Source organism: Enterobacter sp. RHBSTW-00593 (genome assembly GCF_013784105.1).
Lineage (GTDB): Bacteria > Pseudomonadota > Gammaproteobacteria > Enterobacterales > Enterobacteriaceae > Enterobacter > Enterobacter ludwigii.
In genome coordinates, this window is the sequence record NZ_CP056393.1 from 896877 (window position 1) to 918532 (window position 21656).

Below are 21656 nucleotides of genomic sequence, written 5' to 3' on the forward strand. Positions count from 1 at the left end.
GCACTTATTTAACGCCCGGTGATACCGGGCGTTGTTTTTTTTAGTCTGACGCGCGTTACAATGGTCTCTATATGACGTATTCATGGAGGCAACGTAATGACGCAGGCGAATCTCACCGAGACTCTCTTCAAACCCCGTTTCAAACATCCTGAAACGTCGACGCTGGTACGCCGGTTTAATCCGGGAACCATGCCTGCCGTCCAGTCTGCATTAGACGGTAAAAACGTGCCCCACTGGTACCGCATGATTAACCGTCTGATGTGGATCTGGCGCGGTATTGATCCCCGTGAAATCCTTGATGTGCAGGCGCGTATCGTGATGAGCGAAGCCGAGCGCACCGACAGTGAACTCTACGATACGGTCGTGGGTTATCGCGGGGGAAACTGGATCTACGAATGGTCTAAACAGGCGATGCTCTGGCAGCAAAAAGCCAGCCAGGAAGAGGACGCCACGCTCAGCGGCAAACACTGGCTGCATGCGGCCAACCTCTATGCTATTGCCGCATACCCGCATTTGAAAGGTGATGAGCTGGCCGAGCAGGCTCAGGCGCTGGCGAATCGCGCCTACGAAGAGGCCGCTCAACGCTTACCGGGCCGGATGCGCGAGCTGGAGTTTACCATCCCGGGTGGCGCGCCCGTCACCGGGTTCCTGCATATGCCAGAAGGCGAAGGCCCGTTCCCGACTGTTCTGATGTGCGGCGGGCTGGATTCACTGCAAATCGACTATTACAGCCTGTATGAGCGTTACTTCGCACCAAAAGGGATCGCGATGCTGACGCTGGATATGCCCTCAATTGGCTTTTCATCCAAATGGAAACTGACTCAGGACTCGAGTCTTCTGCACCAGCATGCATTAAAAGCGCTGGAAAACATTCCATGGGTTGACCACACGCGTGTTGCTGCATTTGGCTTCCGCTTTGGCGCCAACGTCGCCGTACGTCTGGCTTACCTTGAAGCTTCACGCCTGAAGGCCGTCGCCTGTCTCGGCCCGGTGGTGCACGCTCTGCTCAGCGATCCGACCCGGCAGGGCCGCGTGCCGGAAATGTACCTTGATGTGTTGGCCAGCCGCCTTGGCATGCATGATGCATCAGACGAAGCGCTGCGCGTTGAACTCAATCGTTACTCGCTAAAAACGCAGGGGTTGCTGGGACGGCGTTGCCCTACGCCGATGATGTCAGGGTACTGGAAAAACGATCCCTTCAGTCCCGAAGAGGAGTCACGCTTAATCACTTCGTCATCTGCGGATGGCAAATTGCTTGAGGTACCGTTCAGCCCGGTGTACCAGAATTTTGACAAAGCATTGAGAGAGATCACACGCTGGATCGCGCAGAGATTGTGTTAATAGATTGCTAAATTTTGCTGGTTTGGTAAAACAGTGGCTTCACAAAAGGAGATCGCAATGACGTTACCGAGTGGACACCCGAAAAGTAGACTGATCAAGAAGTTTATGGCTCTCGGCCCGTATATTCGAGAAGAGCAGTGTGAAGAAAATCGCTTTTTTTTCGACTGCCTGGCTGTATGCGTCAACGTGAAGCCTGCACCCGAAAAACGTGAATTCTGGGGCTGGTGGATGGAAATGGAAGCGGAAGAAAAACGTTTTACGTATAGCTACCAGTTCGGCCTGTTTAATAAAGACGGCTACTGGCAAACAGCCCCCATCAAAGACCAGGAAGTGATCGACCGCCTGGAGCATACTTTGAAAGAGTACCTCGAAAAGGCAAGAGCACTGCTGGCCACCCTGGATCTGAAGCTTGAACCCGCGGATAACTTTTCCAGCGAAGCGGTTAAGCTGACGGCGTAATCGCGATATTTCTCTCTTCGCGAGGGATGGGGTGAGGGCAGTAAACCCGACCCCTTCCAGGCAAAAAAAATCCCGGCATCTGCGCCGGGATTTTTTATTTCAACAATATCAGAACTGGTAGGTCATACCCAGAGCAACGATGTCATCACTGCTCACGCCCAGTTTATTGTCGTCATCAATCTGGTTGATTTTATAATCAACAAACGCGGACATATTTTTGTTGAAATAATAGGTCGCGCCCACGTCGATGTATTTCACCAGATCTTCGTCACCCACACCTTCGATATCCTTGCCTTTAGACTGGACATAACCCAGGGACGGACGCAGACCGAAATCGAACTGGTATTGTGCAACAACTTCAAAGTTCTGAGCCTTATTCGCAAAACCACCCGAAATTGGGGTCATATTACGGGTTTCAGAGTACATCGCTGCCAGATAAATATCGTTAGCGTCATATTTCAGACCGGTTGCCCATGCTTCTGCTTTTTTACCTTCGCCGCGCGTCAGCAGGTTTTGTGCGTTAGTACGGTCAGAGTTGGTGTAGGCACCGCTGACGGCGAAGTCGCTGCCACCGAAGTCATAGGTCAGAGAGGTACCGAAACCGTCACCGTTCTGTTTTTTGACGTCGCGGTTTTCGTTTTTGCCCTGATACTGCAGGGTCATATCCAGGCCATCAACCGCACCGAAGAAGTCGGTGTTACGGTAGGTGGCAAGACCGCTCGCACGTTTGGTCATGAAGTTATCAGTCTGGGCTGAAGAGTCACCGCCGAACTCAGGGAACATATCGGTCCAGGCTTCAACGTCGTACAGTGCGCCCAGGTTACGACCGTAATCCAGAGAGCCAATGTCTTTCAGTTTCAGACCAGCAAACGCCAGACGCGTTTTCTGTGTAGAGTCGCTTTCTGCTTTGTTACCGGCAAATTCAGCTTCCCAACGGCCATAGCCCGTCAGCTGATCGTTAATCTGTGTTTCACCTTTAAAACCGAAACGGACGTAAGTCTGGTCACCATCTTTAGTGTCATCATCGCTGATGTAGTGCATTGCTTTAACTTTGCCGTATACGTCCAGTTTATTACCGTTTTTATTATAAACTTCGGCTGCGTGTACAGATGCGGAAGCCACAACGCCCATTACCACTAATGCCAGTGTGCTCTTTTTCATTTTCGATCCTGTCTTATAAACGCGCTAAAAAAATTCGCTGGACGATAAGCTCATGCTTAAGTCCCGTGAAAAAACAGAAAGGGTTTTAACGTTATGCAATGAAACTTTTATGACAAATTAAGAATAATTTTAAAAAACTGTGATTTATTATTTCGGTAATAAAACTGTCAAATTTTGCCGCTACGCTTCCTGATCCCGCGCAACAAAGTGTTTCGCGATGTGCTAAGGCAGTTGGCAACGGGGCTGACACCTGTTAAAACGTTCGTTTGACATCATTTTCCCTTATCGTTGAACGGCAGAGAATCATGAGTGACAGCCAGACGCTGGTGGTAAAACTCGGTACCAGTGTTTTAACAGGCGGATCGCGCCGCCTTAATCGCGCCCACATTGTTGAGCTTGTACGTCAGTGCGCTCAGTTGCATGCCGCAGGGCATCGTATTGTAATTGTGACCTCCGGGGCGATTGCCGCCGGGCGTGAACACCTGGGTTACCCCGAACTCCCCGCGACGATCGCCTCGAAACAGCTGCTGGCCGCCGTGGGACAAAGCCGACTCATTCAACTCTGGGAACAGCTGTTTTCTATCTATGGTATCCACGTCGGGCAGATGCTGCTGACGCGTGCGGATATGGAAGACCGGGAGCGTTTCCTGAACGCGCGCGATACGCTGCGCGCGCTGCTGGATAACAACATCGTTCCCGTCATTAACGAAAACGATGCCGTTGCCACCGCTGAAATCAAAGTGGGTGATAACGATAACCTCTCGGCGCTGGCCGCGATTCTGGCAGGCGCTGATAAATTACTGCTCCTGACCGACCAGCAGGGGCTCTTCACCGCCGACCCGCGTTCAAATCCGGACGCTGAACTGATTACCGATGTACACGGTATCGACGATGCGCTACGCGCCATCGCAGGTGACAGTGTTTCAGGCCTCGGGACCGGCGGGATGGGGACCAAGCTGCAGGCTGCCGACGTGGCATGCCGTGCCGGTATCGACACCATCATTGCCGCGGGCAGCCGTCCTGGCGTGATTGGCGACGTGATGGAAGGCATCTCCGTGGGAACCCGCTTCCACGCGCAGGCCTCCCCGCTGGAGAACCGCAAACGCTGGATCTTTGGCGCACCGCCGGCAGGCGAACTCACCGTTGATGAAGGGGCGACCGCCGCAATTCTGGAAAGAGGGAGCTCATTACTTCCTAAAGGAATTAAAAGCGTGACAGGCAACTTCTCACGTGGTGAAGTGATCCGTATCCGTAATCTCGAAGGTCGTGACATCGCCCACGGCGTAAGCCGCTACAACAGCGATGCCCTGCGCCGTATTGCGGGTCACCATTCACAGCAGATCGACGCCATTCTGGGTTATGAATATGGCCCGGTTGCCGTGCATCGTGATGACATGATTATTCGTTAAGGAGCCAGAAAATGCTGGAACAAATGGGCGCAGCCGCGAAGGCCGCCTCTTACAAACTGGCGCTCCTTTCCAGCCGCGAGAAAAACCGCGTGCTGGAAAAAATCGCTGATTATCTGGAATCGCAGTCGCAGGAGATTCTGCTCGCCAACGAGCAGGATCTGCTGGAAGCGCGTCGCAATGGCCTGAGCGAAGCAATGCTCGACCGCCTGGCGCTGACCCCGGCACGTCTGAAAGGCATCGCTGACGATGTCCGCCAGGTCTGCAATCTTGCCGATCCGGTAGGTCAGGTCATTGACGGTGGGCTGCTCGACAGCGGGCTGCGCCTTGAGCGTCGTCGCGTGCCGTTGGGCGTGATTGGCGTGATCTATGAAGCCCGCCCCAACGTCACGGTTGATGTCGCTTCCCTGTGCCTGAAGACCGGCAACGCTGCCATTCTGCGTGGCGGGAAAGAGACCTGGCGTACCAACGCCGCGACCGTAAACGTTATCCAGCAGGCGCTGGAAGAGTGCGGCCTGCCGGCAGGTGCCGTACAGGCAATCGAGAGCCCGGACCGTGCGCTGGTGAACGAGATGCTGCGCATGGATAAATACATCGACATGCTGATCCCACGCGGTGGCGCGGGCCTGCACAAGCTGTGCCGTGAGCAGTCGACCATTCCTGTGATCACGGGCGGTATCGGCGTGTGCCATATCGTGGTCGATGACAGTGCCGAGATTGAACCGGCGCTCAAGATTATCGTCAATGCCAAAACCCAGCGTCCAAGCACCTGTAATACGGTTGAAACGCTGCTGGTGCATCAGGGCATCGCCAATACCTTCCTGCCTGCTCTGAGCAAACAGATGGCCGAAAGCGGCGTGACGCTGCATGCGGATGCCAACGCGCTGGCACTGCTAAAAGACGGCCCGGCGACGGTGGTACCGGTCAAAGCGGAACAGTACGACGACGAATTTCTGTCGCTGGATTTGAACGTGAAGGTGGTTGCGAGCCTTGACGATGCCATTGCTCACATCCGTGAACATGGTACCCAGCACTCGGATGCGATTCTGACGCGCACCCTGCGCAATGCCGATCGCTTTGTGAATGAGGTGGACTCCTCCGCCGTGTACGTGAATGCCTCAACCCGCTTCACCGACGGCGGTCAGTTCGGCCTGGGCGCAGAAGTTGCTGTCAGCACGCAAAAACTGCATGCAAGAGGCCCGATGGGCCTGGAAGCACTGACCACCTACAAGTGGATCGGCTTCGGTGATGATACGATTCGTGCGTAAATAATCACGGGTGATGCAAAAATAGCCGTTTGATTCAAAAGGGCATTGACGCATCACCCGGTTAGATCTAACCTTCTGCCCCGTGGTTACGCTCGTAACCGGCCTTTCAGGGCCGATATAGCTCAGTTGGTAGAGCAGCGCATTCGTAATGCGAAGGTCGTAGGTTCGACTCCTATTATCGGCACCATTCAAGCATCTCTCAAAGTCCACTCAAGTCCTCTGGAAGCCTTTATACTCTAGCTTTAAGCCCTTTCTCATTATTTTGAGGTCTAGCGAAGTACTCCTTAATCTACAGCATTTTGGGGGTATATTCGGGGGTATATGCTGTTCGGTCTAAAGGAGATACTCCCAATGAAGCTAAACGCTCGACAGGTCGAGACCGCTAAGCCAAAGGACAAGCCATACAAGATGGCTGACGGCTTTGGTCTGCATTTCTACGAACAGTCGAGTGCAGGTAAAACCACGACCGCGAACGTTGCCGCCAGCCTGTACGGAAAACCTGATCTGTTACGCCTGACGTAGTACGGGACGGCGTTGGGGCTGGCAAATGAAGCAGCGGCCCACAATGAGGCGCTGATGCCCCTGGATGAAATCGGTCAGGGGATTGACCCTGTGGAGGTCTATAAGTCTGCCTACGCGCTGTTTAACGGCACGGGCAAGCTGCAGGGCGCGGAGGAGGGCGGCAACCGTGAGCTAAAACGCTAGCGAACGGGGGAGGTGATTACCGGATGGGATGCACAGACCTGCCGCGATGTCATACAGCACAGCTTTAATGCTTGGGTCCGCGAGTTCGGTACCGGAAACAAGGGATACCAGCAGGTCATTGAACAGTGCGAAGCCTTTCTCAACGCGTACGGTATGAGCCGCTTTGCGCCGCTGGATTATGTATGACCCGCGTGATTTGCCGATTCACGAACTGTACGGCTACAGGGATAAAGGGGCTGACTTTGACGAGCCGGTTCTGCTTTATGTCCTGCCTGATCCATTCAAGAATGAAGTGGCCAAGGGCTTCAATAAGGACATAGTCGCAAGAATTCTCAGTGAGTCGGGGGATGCTGAAAAAACCTGCCCACGGGAAATGGTGGCAGGTTAAAACTCCGCGGTTCAAGCATCTGAACAATGCACAGCCGTGAACTTACGTTCTGTTGTTTGCTCCTGAGCTAGGTGAAGAAAAAGCGCAATAACAAAGTGATTTTTAGTTGCCTCAAGTTGCTCCTGAGTTGCTTCAGCTTTGAAAGTTAAGTCCTTTAAATTCAGTGGCTTGTTTTTTTGAGGCAACTGAGGCAACTGAGGCAACCACTTTTTGTATTTCTATATGATTTTTATCCAGCGGTAACAAGTAACCACTGCAACAGCAGAAGTGCCAGGTAGACTGCTGAGGTGAAGCCAAGGAGGAGGAGAAAAGCCAGGAGTCGTTTGACCAAAGGACTGAAGTCGCGGTAATGAACGAGGTTTATTTCTCGTGCTATTGATTCTTTCGATCTTATGGCAAGGATATCCGGCAAATCTCCGTTGATAGACAGTGCTTCAAACATGACAGAGTCTTTTGGAGCGAGACTTTCAAATTCAATTATGTATCGTCCGTCAGTCTCTTTGAATTCTGTAAACTTCCGAACCGGCCATATATTCAGATATCTCGGTTGATAGTTGAATATAACTTCAATCTTGTTTGCCACTTCCCGACCTTCATTCAACAGCGTGACCGAACGTGTGTGTACCAGTTGCTGAGGGCGAATAACTTCACCTTCCGGATTTCTGAGTGGCTCAGGAACGAGGAAAGTAAAATTATGTAACTCGCCATATGCAAGCCTCACGCGAGCTTTGAAGTATGTATTTAAGGTCCAGGTGAGTAATGCTGCTGCTACTGAAAAAATCTCTTTGCCATAGAGTTTCAAAAATTCCATTTGTTGCCTTCGCTATACCTTTATGAACACCTAACTGATAAATCGGCATTTCGACAATGCCAATCGCCTTAGAAACCAGCCTTTCAAGGCTATGAGGTTAGCACGAAACTTTCCTGCACAGTGTTGTGGTGTTCTTTCCGTTCTCCTGATCGGTAGCTTAGTTACACAGACGATGGTTAATATCATGAAAGGGATTATCGATCTCGAGAACGGCGGCAATTAACTTCCGGAAAGTGGCATATCAAGGGCCATAACTGGCGGTATGTATTTCGACTTCGTGCAGGTCCTTAGTGGATATGGCGCTCCTTTTGTTTCATCTACCAGCAGCCATCCGGAGGAACAAAACATAACCGCTGGTGGTGTGGATGCTGACGGGTTGGTGAGGCATATCGAACAGGAACAGTCGGAGGACATTCACCAAGCATTGAATATGACTAAGACTGACAAATTCTAATACGTCTAACTTCCTGATAGGATTAATCCGAATACTTTCAACTGGGATAGGGATATGAAGAAAACTTTGATTGCAATATTAGTGGGCATAACGATGTTAACCGGGTGTGGGCCACAAGAGTTAACCCCGGAACAAAAACAGGAAGTTGCGGCTCTTAAGGCTGAGCTATCACAGACTGAGGGCGAAATCTCAGCAGCAAAAGAAGTTGATCAACAATTTTCTGGTGGACTGATCAAGAATTTAACCACCGCAAGACTGGAAGTTTTGGGAACGAATAAGGCTCTTTTAGAACAGCGTATAAATGCTATTGAGTCCGGTGCCAAAATTGATGTAGTAGTCTCTGGTACCAAGCCAGACCCTGAACTTGCGGCCTCTATTAAAACAGAGATCGATAATCTGACGGCAAAAATCAACGAGGCTAAAGCAGATGCCAGCCAGTATACTGGCGGTTTGATACAGGTACTTAAACTATCAGCCGTTGCCACTGAAGAACAAAGCATGGCTATGCTGCAGCAAAAATATCTAACCGCTAAGTATGGTCTCGCTGAAGTTAAGCTTGCACCAATTCAGGATAATGCAGCAACCGCCAGTGGCAAGAAGGAAGCAACGGCTAAAACTACACAAGAACAACCCCCACTGCTGCCGCCCGCTGAAGGCCCGTTTGGGCTTGAGGCTGGTCTAACCCAGAAAAATATTGAGGATATGATCGGGGCAAAGCTAAAGCCACTACCTGACAGCGTGAATCTGTATACTTCCGATAAACTACCGAAGCAAAACGCAGATTTTGAAATGTATGGTTTGTTGATCTCGCCTAAAGCTGGCTTATGTCAAATTAGGGCTGTCGGTAAAAACATTGATACCGATAGCTATGGGCTTGCTTTGAAATCAAGGTTTGAAGATTTGAGTAGCTCGTTAAGCTCACTTTATGGAAAGGCCGAAACCACAGACCTTTTACTGGCTGGTTCAATCTGGAAAGAGCCTCAGGACTGGATGATGGGGCTAAATAAAAAAGAGCGCTTCCTATCCGCCACTTGGAAGGGAACAAAAGAAACGCCGCTAAAAAATAATATTACTGCTATTTCTATCGAAGCCAGAGCGAACAGTTCTGCGCAGGGATATGTTTACCTACAGTATACATTTACAAATGATGATGTTTGTCAGGCGGAGATTGAGGGAGCGAAAAAGAGCTCTCTATAACTAATCATGCAAAAGCCTCATGAATTGGGGCTTTACTGATGTTGATATAAAAAATATTGTGTCTAACGGGAGAAATATGAATTCACGTCATTACCGCTATGGTTAACAGTTGCTATCAGAGATGTAAGTACGTAGCGACCTGTAGTTGTATAGCTCGCAAAAATACTAAGCGTGACACTCCACACGAATCGCCAGGTACTATGTCATTCATCACCTTGCCTGAATATAAGTAAAATAAAAGGCATGCAAGAATCCAAATGTGCCTCAATATCTGCTTTCTCAACGGGATGAGTTAAACCAATTGCCGCCTGCCGAAGAGGTTCGGCGACACACATGGCGAGTATGACTTTGGCACTGGTATCTGCAGGTAACAGCGGCAACCAGCCCTGTTTTTGCTGCCGTGTAATCCACTCAGTGAGCAATTGTTGGCCGCGCGCTATGCCATTTTCATTGTATTTCTTGAGAAGATGATATTTACCAGGAAATTCAGTATTGAGAAGACGAAACATTTTCACGGCGGTTACTGATAGCGCCTGACCACAAATCGCAGCCAGTAATTTTCTTAACGCCGGTAAAACGTCATCCTTATCTTTCGGATCGCTCTGCAGGAGTGGGGCGTAGTTATCCGTCCAGTTTCGAACCGAAAGGCCAAGCAATTCCTCCCTGTTTTTCGCAAAGCGATAGACGGTCTTTTTGGCAACGCCTGCATGCGATGCAACCGCCTCAATTGTTGTGGCGTCATAGCCTTTGTCAAAGAGCAAGGCCATCGCACTACCAATGATTTGTTTCTTCACCTCTTCTTCAGGGACTGAGGGGCGTCCGCGTGGTTTGGTTGGTGAGGTCATCCTGGAGATTCCTTTTCGCTTGCCATACGACCATTCTATCGGTAATGTTTAGGAAACGCACTTCGTTTCCTAAATGGTTCGAACTTCCCAATGCTAATGGAGAAAAAAATGCGACAACACGATATTGCCAGGCCCTGGCTGGATTATTCGGCATTGCTTGATCCTTCTCCCATGCCGCTGGAGACAGGTATTAAACGTCTGGATGACGGGAGTTTGCTGGTCGCCGTACGCACTGATTTACATGGCTGCAAAGGACGTATGATTAACTGGTGGTTTACCTTTTTTGAAACGACGCAGCATATAAAATGGTGGCATCCCGTTGATCATGTTGAGCATCGTGGATGGGACGCCAACTGGAAGCGTGGGGAAAGTTTTTACGGCGCAAGCATCCATGCAGTTGAATCATTAGCTGAAATCCCTCCCATTCCCGCGCGTCTTAAATTCCATCACCCTGCATCGGTATTTGGCGAAATGGCTGTCGACAAGGCAATGGCGGATGGGAGTGTCTCGGCAATCATTGCCGCAAGGATAGGCTTCGGTGAAAAAACTGAACTGGATAGTCAGGGCGACCCGCTGGACGGACAAATGCTACATGTTGTCCGGGATACGCCTTTTGGGTGTGTGCTGCGTAGCCGGTTTATTCTGGGTATGAGTAATGACGACCACGCTGAACCTGCCGATGACGTTGGATTAGCGCTTATGCGACACTGTTATACAGAGTTCACGTTCTTGTCTCGTTTCCTGCCTTCTCTGTATTACGGCGAGAAAGCGAATGATGAGAAAATTGCGCTTCCCTGGTAACACGCAGGTTTAACTGCTCAGGTAAACCTGTTGACGAGGGTAATCATGCCCACCGTGTATTACCGGGCCAGACCAACGTTATCTCAAGCGTGACGCACACTGGCTAAGCAGTGATGCCTGGTTTAACCAACGCGTAGCCAAACCGGCATCACTTCATATCTGAAATGAATTCAGCGTAATAAAATCAATCGACTGATTTTACTGTGATTCCAGTTATGCTGAAATCGTTACCATCGCCGCTGGCTTTATGGCTGAAAATTTCCAGCACATTATCGCCCTGCGCCGCCGTAAACTCTCCTGACAGCGTGACCCACTCGCCTTTCACGGCAAGTGCTGTAACCGAGGTAATATCCTGGCCTGCCACCCGCAGTGACAGTTCGGGTATCACCTTGTAGTCATTATCCCTGCGAGCCTGAAGGCTGAAGCGATAGCGTTTCCCCGGCTGGAGTTCCGTATAATGTTTATAAAGCAGCACGCCATTGTGTGTCCGGCCTTTAACATTGGTGGTCGGAAAACGAATCATGGTCGCGCCACCTTCTGAGTAAAACTCATGCTCAGGCGTTGCCGGTCCGAACTGCCAGTGATTCAGATGATTATTCGTAAACTTACTCTCATCCAGGAATGGTGTTGGCTCGGGACTGACAAGGGGAGTGTCCGGCGCAGCGGGGGGGGAGGAGGGGGGCACCGGTTTGTTGTGATGTTCCTGACACGGGCAAGGGGGCGTTTTCTCTTTGCAACGACAGTCGCTGGCGCAAGCGTCAATCAGGTTCTTAAGTACATCAGCAAGCGTATTCACCGCCCGGACAATCTCAGGGGTCTGTGCGCACAGATCGCTGCCATTACCAGGCGTCTTCGCTGGCGTTTTACCTTCCAGCGCATCTGCTTCTTCTTTTTTGTTCGCCACGCTGTCGTGTTGCGTGGCCTTACTGGCGCAAATGGTGCTTTTTAAAACCGAGGCAAAATCGGCAATGCCGGAGGTGTAGATATAATGCTCACCACCCGTACGAAGCGCCAGGCGCTTGTATTCCCGAACCATGGCTTTCTCATCATCCGGGGTGGGATAAGGTAATGAGACATGAGGCGTGCCCAGATAGGAGTGGATTTTGACACCGTACTCCAGGGCGGTGGCAATGGCATCGTCGCAGGCTTTGATGCGGCCCTCATCCAGGGTCATCTCCCCGCCTTTCAGACTTTCGTCTCCCAGCACAAAAACATTCTTTTCAGCGCCGTCACGCCAGTTGTAATGACGGATAACGTCCTCCGCAGCAGGCGCCACATCTTCCTGAGCGGGGTTCCCCTCTTTGACATACTCTCTGCCTTTCAGGGCGGACGGGTTAGCACCGGCCTCGCTCGTCAGGAACTGACGGACCGTTTTATTAAATTTGGTGCCGGCAAAAACGCCTTCGATACCCAGAAAATCAGTTCGTAAATCCGAAGGGCAGGCTTTTCTGGCCTCCTCAATGGCGCTCTCAAGTTTTGCACAGAGCGCTTCCGCTTCATCCTTCATTGAAAGACTGCTGTCGATGATGAAAACCAAATCAACTTTTTTATTGTCCATAATGCTCATATCAGGGGCTCCATTAACGTTCATTTTTGTTTTCCAGTGAACCGGCAGGGAAGGCAGTGAATGGCACGTTGCCTCCCTGCAGGCATTTCAACCGAGCACAACAAACCTGACGTCATAGCCTCCCGTATTATTGGCGTATTCAGACGCAACATTTGTATCGTTAAAAATGAATGAAATTTCGCCATCAGCAGGGACTTCCCAGTCGCTACCGCCGCTTCCGATACCGTAAATATGCTCACCCGCTTTGATCAGTAATTTCCCCGCCAGTGCTTCTGGCAGGACAAAAGTGGGATCCGGTTTTTGCGCTGACGGATGCTGGCTGTCGCCGTCAGGTCCAAAGCTGCGACCGCGGCTGTCGTACTGAGCGGTACCGGCTGCAATCAGCATCACCTTATCCCCTTTGCTCACGGATACGCCGGTGTGGGTCCAGTCACTGCGCGTTGCGGGAACATGACCTTTCCAGTCCGCCTTTTGAGCCGCCGCTTTCTTTTCGTCTTCAGCGATATACACAACCGCGCTGAAAGCGCCGCTGTTGTCGCGATGTGAAGAGTCACTGACCACGAGAATCAGCTCGCCGTCTTCCGGTACCGACCATTGGTAAACACCACTGCCAATGTCATAGCTTTTTCCGGATGCACTGAATCGGGCTTTCAGCACCTTATCGTTCCGTAAGACAAAGCCCTCTTTTAGCCTGCCGTATGGCGATGCCAGGGCGTAGTCTTCCTTACCGTATTTAATCCATCCTTCCGCAATAATACTGATTTTTTGCCCGGCTTTTAGTTTAAGTCCGGTATTAATGCCCGTGTCAGCAGTTGCGTCGATATTGCCCGACCATGCAGGTGAAACAGTCATATAATTCTCCGTAATCGTGACAGCGTCCAGCTTGTCAGTGGTATGAGGTAATAAATAGTCTACAGATAATGATTTTTGTTACTCAGGGGTACGGCATTCACAATCAGAATATAAACAGATACGCCACGCAGCAAATAATATTCTGGAAATGATGCTGGTGATTTTCGTTCGTCTCCCGTCTGCTGCAGTTCTGTGAATTAAATATTAGGATTAATCTCATGCTGAGTTTTGTTACTCCAGAGCGGTAATGCGTGCGCGTGAGAGGTATATGTTGAAACCAAAAAAGTAATACACAGGGTAACTAAATGGATACTTGTTAACCCATTCCTTTTCCGTCGGGGAGGCGAGAGATTAAGTGGAGAAGTAGAGGTTTTTTATTGGGCGGATATCGCGGCAGGCGGTGCTGTAATGCGCCCTTTCACTGCTTCGCGTACCTATTATTACCGCCAGTCAGGCATGGTAATTAATTTACTAAAGGTATAATTACAGTCATGATTAAAAGTGCGATTACTCCTATAGTTAATATTAAAATCAATTAAAAATCAGCATCTTAGTTGTATGCTGTGTCGGTGTATTTATATAAAACGCAGCGTAAAAAAAGAAATCGCCTTATTCTTTCGACATAAGCTTGGTAAAGATAAATATATTCATATGCATCCATGATGAAATGTTATGAATACTAAATGTGATGTCTGTCACATGCAGGGAGTTTTGTCTTTGATTGATGTAAAGCACGCATCAAATGTAATGTTAATGAAGTTTGATAAAGGAGAATAGCATGACGGCTAAGCCAGAATGGTCCGGAGAAGTTCCTTCAAATATTCCTGCCGGTATTAATACAGGCCTGCAACTGAATGCCGGTGATGAGATAACGATAATGGCCTCTGGCTGGATTAAATACGGTAAAGAAGAATTTGCGCTGGCGGTGCCGGATGGCAGGGTGAAAGAAGGGCTCATTACCTGCAATGATAAGGTGCTGAAGGCGAGATTTGATACCTCTGGCAAAGGTTATGATATAGGCGGTGGAGTATATAAATGGGCGGCTCCCCAAAGCGGTACCCTGCATCTGTATATTGCCGATACAGAGGCTGGATACTCTGATAATACCGGCAGTTTCAGCGTCAATGTATACCGGTAAGAATGGGTCGTTTCGGATACAGCGATTTCAGCCCCATTGATATGGCGGCAGGGATTATGTCCGGCGTTCTCAAACCGATATCGTATTCATTCCAATATTTTTCGCAGAACTCAGCAGATGATAAGAAGACTAATCAACAATATTCTCTGGTACTCTACCGGGTGGGTGTTTTTTGGCCTGATAGTGCTCAGTGGAATCGCAGGGGGACTGGCAGCTTCAGTCCTGCATTTTACTACAACGGATGCATTCCTGGCCGCATTTTGCCTTTTTCTGTTGCTGTCATTGCCCGTTTGCTTCTGGCTGCACCGGTTATCTCGCATACACCGGCGTCAGTAATGTACACGCCCACAAGGTGAGTCCCTGTGAGCGTGTAGTGTTTCCAGTACGGAGCATGCGCAGTCGCGTTACTGGTGCTTATCCTGCAACGCCTTCAGGGGTAAACGCCATACGTCATAGCGCTCCTGGCCAGGTTTGACCGCGCCAGCAAAATGGTCGTTCAGGCTGCTGGAGGTAAAGATCAGATCCCCGTCCGGATTGATGGCCGGCGTGTCCGGCCAGTGTACGCCGTCGTTTGACGCCATCAGGGTCATTGAGCCGCTCTTCGGTTCATACCTGACAATACCGTTGTGTGTCACATCGGTGATATAGAGGTTGCCTTCGGCATCGGTCACGATACCGTCGGTATTGCCTCCCACCGAACCAAGATCCCGGATCTGCGCCGCAATCTGCGCATCGTCAGCACCTGGCTTTCGCAGAATGTCAGTCGGTACCGCAAACGCATGGGTCCCTGTCGTCACTGTCCAGTAGAGCGTGCCGGTATCCGGAGACAGCGCAATACCGTTGATGCCAATCAGTAATGGACGGCCAGGCCAGACTTCAGCCCCGTGCGAGACGACTTTCACACCCGGCTCAATCTGCAGGTCTGGATGACGGTCGAGCACGCGTCGGGCAGTGCCGGTTGCGAAATCGGCGATGATAAGACCGACGCGGTTCTCAGGCGCACTGCGCGAGCCGCTGTCGGAGATGTAGGCGACACGGCGCGTCTCATCAACAACCACATCATTGAGGAAGCTCGCCTTGCGATCTGCCACGCCATCCAGTGGAATGCGTTTGATCGTGCGGCCGGTATTCAGATCCAGCACCATCAGTTTCTGCGAACCCACGGGGGATTCCGCTTCTCCCGCGACGAACCCCATATCCAGGGCCCACAGCCAGCCATTCTTACGGTCAATATAGAAGCCAAGCACGTTACGCAGGTTCTGGTCGGGAGCGGTTTCCACCGCATTACCCTCGCGGGACGGAAATGCCGTGAGGCGCGCCGGTCCGGTCTGCACGGTCGTATCAAGAATACTTAACGTCGCGGGTGCACCGGCTGAAACCAGTCGAGGGGTACTGACAAAGGCTCTTCCCTTTGCATCAAAGTGGATGCCTGCGATGGGCGCGTTAACCGAGCCGGAAAACGGCGTCGGCGTTTCCCCCTTCTCAGGCGTATTCCAGGTTACGCCGGTATAGCTGCGCCAGCGCTCAAGAGGGGCCTGGTTCGCTGCGCTGGCTACGCTCGCAAAAGAGAACAACATTGCCATCGCGATGGCGGACATATTACGGGTACGTTTGAACATTTCTATGCTCCGGTAAATAGGGGAAAGCAGGGGACACTGATTCCCCTCAGGTCATTACGGCTGCTGCATTAAAGAATGGAGCGGAAGGTGCCGCCTTCGACGCGCACCGCGGCGCCGTTAGAGGCAGCGCCCAACGGGCTTGCCAGCAGCGCGACCATCGCGGCTATCTCATCAGCATCGATCATTCGCGCGATAAGAGAGCTGGGGCGGTAGGTCTGGAAGAAATTCGCTTCGATCTCCTGGTCGGTCATACCCGGTGCAGGCGCGGTCTGGCGCAGGTATTCGATAATGCCGTCGGAGCGGGTCGCTGAAGGCAGTACGCTGTTGACCGTAACGCCCGTCCCCTTCGTGAGTTCGGCCATACCGCGCGAAACGGCGAGTTGCGCCGACTTACTGACGCCGTAATGCACCATGTCTGGCGGCGTGAACGCGCCGACTTCGCTCGACATAAATATCACCCGGCCCCAGTTGCGTTCCAGCATGCGCGGGAAGTAATGCCGTGACAGGCGAACGCCGGACATGACATTGATGTTGAACATGTTCAGCCACTCATCATCGGTGATGTCGGCGAAGTCTCGGGCTTCATAAAAGCCCAGGTTGTTGATGAGAATATCGGTGTCAGGGCAGGCCACGATCAGGGCTTTTGCCCCCTCAGCGTTTCCCAGGTCGGCAACGATGGCGGTGACCTGCGCCTGAGGCTGAGCGGCGGTAATGTCTGCCACGGCGTTTTGCAATTTCGCGTGGTCACGACCAGTAATGGTGACGGCCACGCCTTCGCGCGCCAGCGTGCGGGCGATGGCCAGACCAATCCCCGCGGTTGCGCCAGTAACGAGTGCTGTCTTACCGGTGAGTTGAAGATCCATGATTTTACCCTCTGGTGATGAATGCGCACACTTTACTCATCGCCCAACTGGAGATAAATTAGCGGAATTGAAAAACATTTGTTCCTGAAAGAGCATAATGAGCAGAAAATTCGATTATCTTGGCGATGTTGAGGTCTTCATCGCTGTCGTTGAACACGGCTCATTTACTGCTGCTGCCGTTGCCCTGTCCACCACGCCCTCGGTGTTGAGTCGTGCGGTTTCCCGCCTTGAGACGCGTCTGGGACGACAGCTTTTACAGCGAACCACCCGTCGGGTAGGCCTGACCGAGGCAGGGCGAGTTTATCTGGAGCAGGCGCGCTCTGCTTTTTCCCTGCTGGATGAAGCTGAACGTAATGGGCAGGGCCAGGAAGGCGACCTGACCGGACGCGTGCGCATGAGTGTACCGACTACCTACGGGCACTATCGTCTGCCGCCCTTGCTGGCGCGATTCTCCCAACACTACCCGCGCGTTCAGGTGGATCTGAACATCACCAACCGCAACGTCGACCTGATTGCTGAAGGGTTCGATCTGGCGATTCGTTTGGGTCAGATGCCCGACAGCGGTTTAGTCGCGCGTAAACTGGAGGATGCCGCTTTGCTGCTGGTCGCATCACCCGCGTACCTTCACAGGATGGGGACTCCGCAAACGCTGGATGATTTGCACCGACACATGTGTCTGCCGTTTATTTTGCCGCGCACCGGTCGCATCGCTCCGTGGGTGTTTCGGGAAGACGAACGCGATGTGGACTGGCTACCCGCTTCACCTATCGAAACATCGGATGATGTGCTGGGTGTCGTCTCCCTGGCTGAACACGGTATGGGGATTTGCCAGAGCTATGAATTTATCGTCCAGGACAGGATACAGCGCGGTCAGCTGGTGGAGGTGCTTCCTCATCTTCGCGGACGCTCGCGGCCGTTCTCGGTGATCTTCGCGCCACACCGGCGCCAGTCCGCTGCCACCCGCGCGATGATTGATCTCCTGACCAAGCAATAACGACAAGGGAAGGGTGCAATATGAAAAAAACGTCTTATTCGTTTTTGATTCCAGCGATTGTTGGGGTATTGACGCTGGTAATTTGTTTTATTACCTGGCGCGTAGAAATTTACCGTGTGACATTTATTAACGCTCTCGCAATGCAATACATCGCGACCGGCTCATTGCTCTTGTCGCTGGCTTTGATGGTCATTTTTATCTGGAAGGGACGGTTGAAAGGCTGGCCATTTTCTGAGCGTCTAAAAGTGTTCATTGGCACCTTTTTTATCAGCATGCCTCTCGCCATTTTCGTCGTCTTTACGGCGGTTTATTTACTGGATGGGAAAGTGTCGTCCTGGAGTGCTCCTTACAAATATAAATCTGTAGGCAGATATAATTGTGAAGGGGCTGAAGTATATGAACCTGAACTGAAAGAGAAGATACGTATTTGTCACCCAATGGGCGACTATCAACTCGATAACACCTTATATGTTGAAAAACGCAGTAATGCGCTGGGTATCGTGGTGCTTTGGGCTATCACGCGCTCATGAACAGGGGAAAGCCTCAGTGGCGCAACATGAGGTCTAGCCCGCCTCCAGCATCCCAAAACTTACAATCCGCGATCGGCCCAGTTCTTTAGCCCGGTACAAAGCCACATCGGCTGCACGCAGCAGGTTGTCACTCTGGGCGTGCTGCGGATAGCTGGCGATACCAATCGAAACATCGACTGGCCCAATCTCCGTGAGTCCATAACGTAGCGACAACCCTTGTACGCCGTTGTAAATCTGTTGAGCACAGTCATGCGCTTCTTCTTCATCAGCACCGGAAAGCAGTACTAAAAACTCCTCCCCGCCGTAGCGGAAAGCCATTCCGTTGTCATGGGTAGCCCGCTGAACAATCGTCGCTACGCTTTTAATAACCTGATCACCCGCTTCATGGCCAAACCGGTCATTAATGCTCTTGAAGTGATCGATATCGATCATCATGCAACTCAGTGGTTCGCCGTTACGAATGGCCTGTGTCATTTGGGTATGAAGCGTATCTTCCAGATGATGGCGATTACGCAAGCCGGTCAGCGGGTCGAACAATGCTTTTTCCAGCAACGCATCGCGTAGCCGCTGGTTTGCCAGCGCCAGACCGAGCGCTTCGGCCATCAGTTCGAGATAAGCACGGGCAGGGGCATTTTCCGCGGTGATATTCTGGAATGAGAGCAGACCAATGGCCTCGCCCTGGGCAATGAGCGGCACGCACAGCGAACGATACGCCAGTGATTCCGGCAGATGATAGCAGGCGATATCCGGCTTACCGCTGAACGGGGGATGGCTCTGACCACGCCTTACTGCCCAGCATTCGTCAGGATGAAACGTCATCTCCTCTCCCGTGGGGGAGAGCCACTGGGCAACGCAGCGCATCTGCCAGGGATCGCGGTCAAGGACATAGAGCCGACCAGGGACCCCCGGGGCGATATTGGGGGCAAACAGCTCCGCCACGTTGATAACATCGGTAAAGTTCTCACACCCTTGCAGCCGCTGCGTCATGCGGGCCAGCAGTTCGCGGACAGCCCAGTCGGCGTCGCGCTCTTTTTCCAGCCGTTGCCGGGCTAGGCCGTTTTCACGAAAAATACGGATCGCCTGCGCCATATCGCCAATCTCATCAATCTGATTAAAATTCGGCGTTTCGACGGCGTAATCCTGCGACGCCAGGCGGTGTACCACGTCGCTCAGACGCACCACGGGGCGCAGCACGCGACGTTTCAGGATAAAGCCCAGGACAAACAGAAACAGCAGGGCGGTCAGGCCAACCATCAGTTCAGAGGCCGTACGCAGTGCTTTCGATTTTTTGGTGGCATCCTGCACGGACGCAATCACCCGCTTGTCGAGGATCTGGCGAAAGTGATCAATCTGGTTTTGTGCGCGTTCCAGTGCCTGCTCATAGGGCGCACCATAAAGCAGGGCAATGGCTTGGGCATCTTCTCCCCGTTCTGTACTGGTCAGGGCCGTCTGCTGTTCATCCTGTAGCGCATCGATAATCTTGAGACCTTCCCGCAGCAGGGACAGCTCCTCATCGGACGCGCCGTTATCGCGCAGTTTATCCAGCCTCAGCTCGACATTTTTCAGGTTGTTCTCTGACTGGCTGTATTGTCTGAGTGTTTGCGGATCTTTTTTTATTACGTACAGGCGGGCTAAATCGGACTGCGCCCAGGCGTCGGTTTCAATATCCTCCGTCAGCTCATCAAAGCGCTGACGCTGTTCAACGGCGTGACGTTCCACGGTGTCGGCATTGGATGCCATCAGCATGATGATGCCTGAGACAAGGGTCAGGCAGACCGTGGCACCATAGGCCCAGTTAGTTATCGTTGCGATTCGCACCTGTGGATCCTTTTACGACATGAGAAGGATGGCGTTCTTTCAAATTATAGAAAACGTTTGATTTAAGGCGAAAAAAAAGGCGGCACAGTGCCGCCTGGTGTGGTCTTTATCGTCATATCATCACAAATCTGGAGGGTTTTTTCCTTCCTCGATGAAATCCGCATCCAGCTCTTCGGCGTTACCCGCGTGATCGCGACCGGAGAACAGGTTCCAGCAGGCGATGAACAGCGCGGCGATCAGCGGCCCAATCACAAAGCCATTAATGCCGTACAGCTCCATCCCGCCAAGGGTTGAGATGAGGATCAGGTAGTCCGGCATTTTGGTGTCTTTCCCCACCAGCAATGGACGCAGGATATTGTCCACCAGCCCGACAATGATGACGAAGAAGCCAACGATAAAGAGACCCTGCCAGAGCTGATGCGTGGCGAACAGGAAGATGGCGGCCGGCACCCAGACAATGGCCGAGCCGACGGCCGGAACCAGCGAAAGGAACGCCATCAGCGCGCCCCAGAGTACGCTACCGTCAATGCCAGCGATGGCAAATGCAATCCCGCCGAGCGTGCCCTGAACCACCGCCACTACCGCCGTACCTTTTACCGTTGCCCGCGAGACGCCGACGAATTTGGCGAACAGATGCTGTTTGGCAAAATCAGACAGAGGAAGCGAATCAAGGATCTGGCGTACCAGATACGGGCCATCTTTTAGCAGGAAGAACAGCAGATAAAGCATGATGCCGAAGCTGATCGCAAAGCCAAACGTCCCTTTACCAATCAGAAACGCGCTGCCGGCCAGATACTGTCCGCCCTGCAGGGCCACATCGGAGAGTTTTTTCTGGATCTGCGCCGCGTTCGTCAGATTGTGATCCGCAAGGAAGCCGCTGGCCCAGCCTGGCAGGTGGTTAAAGATGCTCGCCACCACTTCCGGGAATTGGGTATTGTTCGCTTGCAGCTTGGTGTACACCACGTTCAGTTCAATGGCGAGCGATGAAAAGATCACCATCAACGGGATAAAGACGATGAGGCAGATAATGCCGATGGTTAACAGCGAAGCCAGTCCGTTGCGATCGCCCATCGCCGCGCGCAGCTTGTTTTTTACCGGGTTAAAGATAACGGTAAGAATGGCGGCCCATAAAATCGCAGAGAAGTAGGGGGAGAGCACGTCGAAGAAAGCCCAGGTGACAAGGGCGAGTATGAAGATAAAGAAACCTTTGGTCAGTCCGTTAAAGCGCATCAGTTGATCCTGTAACGATGAAACTGTGTCGACTATAGAACTGATTGAGGGATTTACCAAGAATTGCGCCACTGTAAAATCCCGCGTATGAACCCGCTCGTTACGGATACCACTTTCGACTGACCGAAGAACGTCAGGGTCCGCGCCATGCTGTAAGTATCTGCTTGCGGAGGTGCTTATGGCCTGGCGTCCGTTCCTGTATGTGATCC

The 21656-nt window shown here is 51.9% G+C and carries 18 protein-coding genes, 1 tRNA gene and 1 pseudogene; 11 read left to right on the forward strand and 9 right to left on the reverse strand.

The window, feature by feature from the left end; genetic code table 11:
* The first annotated feature begins 96 nt into the window (after nt 1–96).
* Nucleotides 97–1341 (forward strand): esterase FrsA, encoded by a 1245-nt coding sequence (frsA, locus tag HV242_RS04265; protein WP_014168767.1) that lies wholly within the window; start codon nt 97–99, stop codon nt 1339–1341.
* Nucleotides 1342–1398: 57 nt separating this feature from the next.
* A complete protein-coding gene (gene crl, locus HV242_RS04270; RefSeq protein ID WP_020882784.1) occupies nt 1399–1800 on the forward strand; it encodes a sigma factor-binding protein Crl in 402 nt (133 codons plus the stop codon).
* 108 nt (nt 1801–1908) lie between these two features.
* Here crl and phoE read toward each other — a convergent pair whose 3' ends face one another.
* Complete coding sequence (gene phoE, locus HV242_RS04275) at nt 1909–2961, reverse strand: phosphoporin PhoE (RefSeq protein ID WP_014168769.1); 1053 nt, start codon at nt 2959–2961, stop codon at nt 1909–1911.
* A gap of 305 nt (nt 2962–3266) precedes the next feature.
* On the opposite strand from phoE, the gene proB reads away from it, so the two are divergent.
* From proB to HV242_RS04295, 4 genes and pseudogenes are all read left to right on the forward strand, one after another.
* Nucleotides 3267–4370: a glutamate 5-kinase gene (gene proB / locus HV242_RS04280; RefSeq protein ID WP_020882782.1), complete on the forward strand. Its 1104-nt coding sequence runs from the start codon at nt 3267–3269 to the stop codon at nt 4368–4370.
* 11 nt (nt 4371–4381) lie between these two features.
* Nucleotides 4382–5635 (forward strand): glutamate-5-semialdehyde dehydrogenase, encoded by a 1254-nt coding sequence (gene proA / locus HV242_RS04285; protein ID WP_014168771.1) that lies wholly within the window; start codon nt 4382–4384, stop codon nt 5633–5635.
* 111 nt (nt 5636–5746) lie between these two features.
* Nucleotides 5747–5822, forward strand: a tRNA-Thr gene (locus HV242_RS04290).
* Between the two features lie 224 nt (nt 5823–6046).
* Nucleotides 6047–6768 (forward strand): annotated as a pseudogene (locus HV242_RS04295) (DUF927 domain-containing protein); the annotation flags it as partial.
* A 189-nt stretch (nt 6769–6957) separates the two neighbouring features.
* On the opposite strand, the gene HV242_RS04300 reads toward HV242_RS04295, so the two are convergent.
* Complete coding sequence (locus tag HV242_RS04300) at nt 6958–7539, reverse strand: hypothetical protein (RefSeq protein ID WP_047356232.1); 582 nt, start codon at nt 7537–7539, stop codon at nt 6958–6960.
* A 508-nt stretch (nt 7540–8047) separates the two neighbouring features.
* Here HV242_RS04300 and HV242_RS04305 point away from each other — a divergent pair.
* Nucleotides 8048–9190 carry a hypothetical protein gene (locus HV242_RS04305; protein ID WP_047356230.1) on the forward strand — a complete coding sequence of 381 codons (1143 nt, stop codon included), beginning with the start codon at nt 8048–8050 and terminating at the stop codon, nt 9188–9190.
* A 203-nt stretch (nt 9191–9393) separates the two neighbouring features.
* Here the strand turns inward: HV242_RS04305 and HV242_RS04310 are convergent, their stop codons facing one another.
* On the reverse strand, nt 9394–10035 hold the full coding sequence (locus HV242_RS04310) for a TetR/AcrR family transcriptional regulator (protein WP_047356229.1): 642 nt from the start codon (nt 10033–10035) through the stop codon (nt 9394–9396).
* Nucleotides 10036–10143: 108 nt separating this feature from the next.
* Here HV242_RS04310 and HV242_RS04315 point away from each other — a divergent pair, with 108 nt between their 5' ends.
* Nucleotides 10144–10836: a DAPG hydrolase family protein gene (locus HV242_RS04315; RefSeq protein WP_020885264.1), complete on the forward strand. Its 693-nt coding sequence runs from the start codon at nt 10144–10146 to the stop codon at nt 10834–10836.
* A gap of 184 nt (nt 10837–11020) precedes the next feature.
* Here HV242_RS04315 and HV242_RS04320 read toward each other — a convergent pair whose 3' ends face one another.
* Both HV242_RS04320 and HV242_RS04325 read right to left on the reverse strand, forming a co-directional pair.
* Nucleotides 11021–12403: a carbohydrate binding domain-containing protein gene (locus HV242_RS04320; protein WP_020885263.1), complete on the reverse strand. Its 1383-nt coding sequence runs from the start codon at nt 12401–12403 to the stop codon at nt 11021–11023.
* An 87-nt stretch (nt 12404–12490) separates the two neighbouring features.
* The gene (locus HV242_RS04325) at nt 12491–13255 is read right to left on the reverse strand and encodes a LecA/PA-IL family lectin (protein ID WP_014168780.1); all 765 of its coding nucleotides are present in this window, start codon (nt 13253–13255) and stop codon (nt 12491–12493) included.
* Between the two features lie 778 nt (nt 13256–14033).
* Between HV242_RS04325 and HV242_RS04330 the strand changes: the two genes are divergently transcribed.
* Complete coding sequence (locus HV242_RS04330; RefSeq protein WP_020885262.1) at nt 14034–14393, forward strand: LecA/PA-IL family lectin; 360 nt, start codon at nt 14034–14036, stop codon at nt 14391–14393.
* A 404-nt stretch (nt 14394–14797) separates the two neighbouring features.
* Here HV242_RS04330 and HV242_RS04335 read toward each other — a convergent pair whose 3' ends face one another.
* A complete protein-coding gene (locus HV242_RS04335) occupies nt 14798–16012 on the reverse strand; it encodes an L-dopachrome tautomerase-related protein (protein WP_020885261.1) in 1215 nt (404 codons plus the stop codon).
* 68 nt (nt 16013–16080) lie between these two features.
* Nucleotides 16081–16875 carry an SDR family NAD(P)-dependent oxidoreductase gene (locus HV242_RS04340; RefSeq protein ID WP_044859044.1) on the reverse strand — a complete coding sequence of 265 codons (795 nt, stop codon included), beginning with the start codon at nt 16873–16875 and terminating at the stop codon, nt 16081–16083.
* Nucleotides 16876–16972: 97 nt separating this feature from the next.
* Between HV242_RS04340 and HV242_RS04345 the strand changes: the two genes are divergently transcribed.
* Both HV242_RS04345 and HV242_RS04350 read left to right on the forward strand, forming a co-directional pair.
* On the forward strand, nt 16973–17869 hold the full coding sequence (locus tag HV242_RS04345) for a LysR family transcriptional regulator (RefSeq protein ID WP_063858386.1): 897 nt from the start codon (nt 16973–16975) through the stop codon (nt 17867–17869).
* 20 nt (nt 17870–17889) lie between these two features.
* A complete protein-coding gene (locus HV242_RS04350) occupies nt 17890–18399 on the forward strand; it encodes a hypothetical protein (RefSeq protein ID WP_063858387.1) in 510 nt (169 codons plus the stop codon).
* Between the two features lie 33 nt (nt 18400–18432).
* On the opposite strand, the gene HV242_RS04355 is transcribed toward HV242_RS04350, so the two are convergent.
* Both HV242_RS04355 and HV242_RS04360 read right to left on the reverse strand, forming a co-directional pair.
* Nucleotides 18433–20217 (reverse strand): diguanylate cyclase, encoded by a 1785-nt coding sequence (locus HV242_RS04355; protein WP_063858388.1) that lies wholly within the window; start codon nt 20215–20217, stop codon nt 18433–18435.
* A 120-nt stretch (nt 20218–20337) separates the two neighbouring features.
* A complete protein-coding gene (locus HV242_RS04360; protein WP_020885256.1) occupies nt 20338–21447 on the reverse strand; it encodes an AI-2E family transporter in 1110 nt (369 codons plus the stop codon).
* Between the last annotated feature and the right edge of the window lie 209 nt (nt 21448–21656).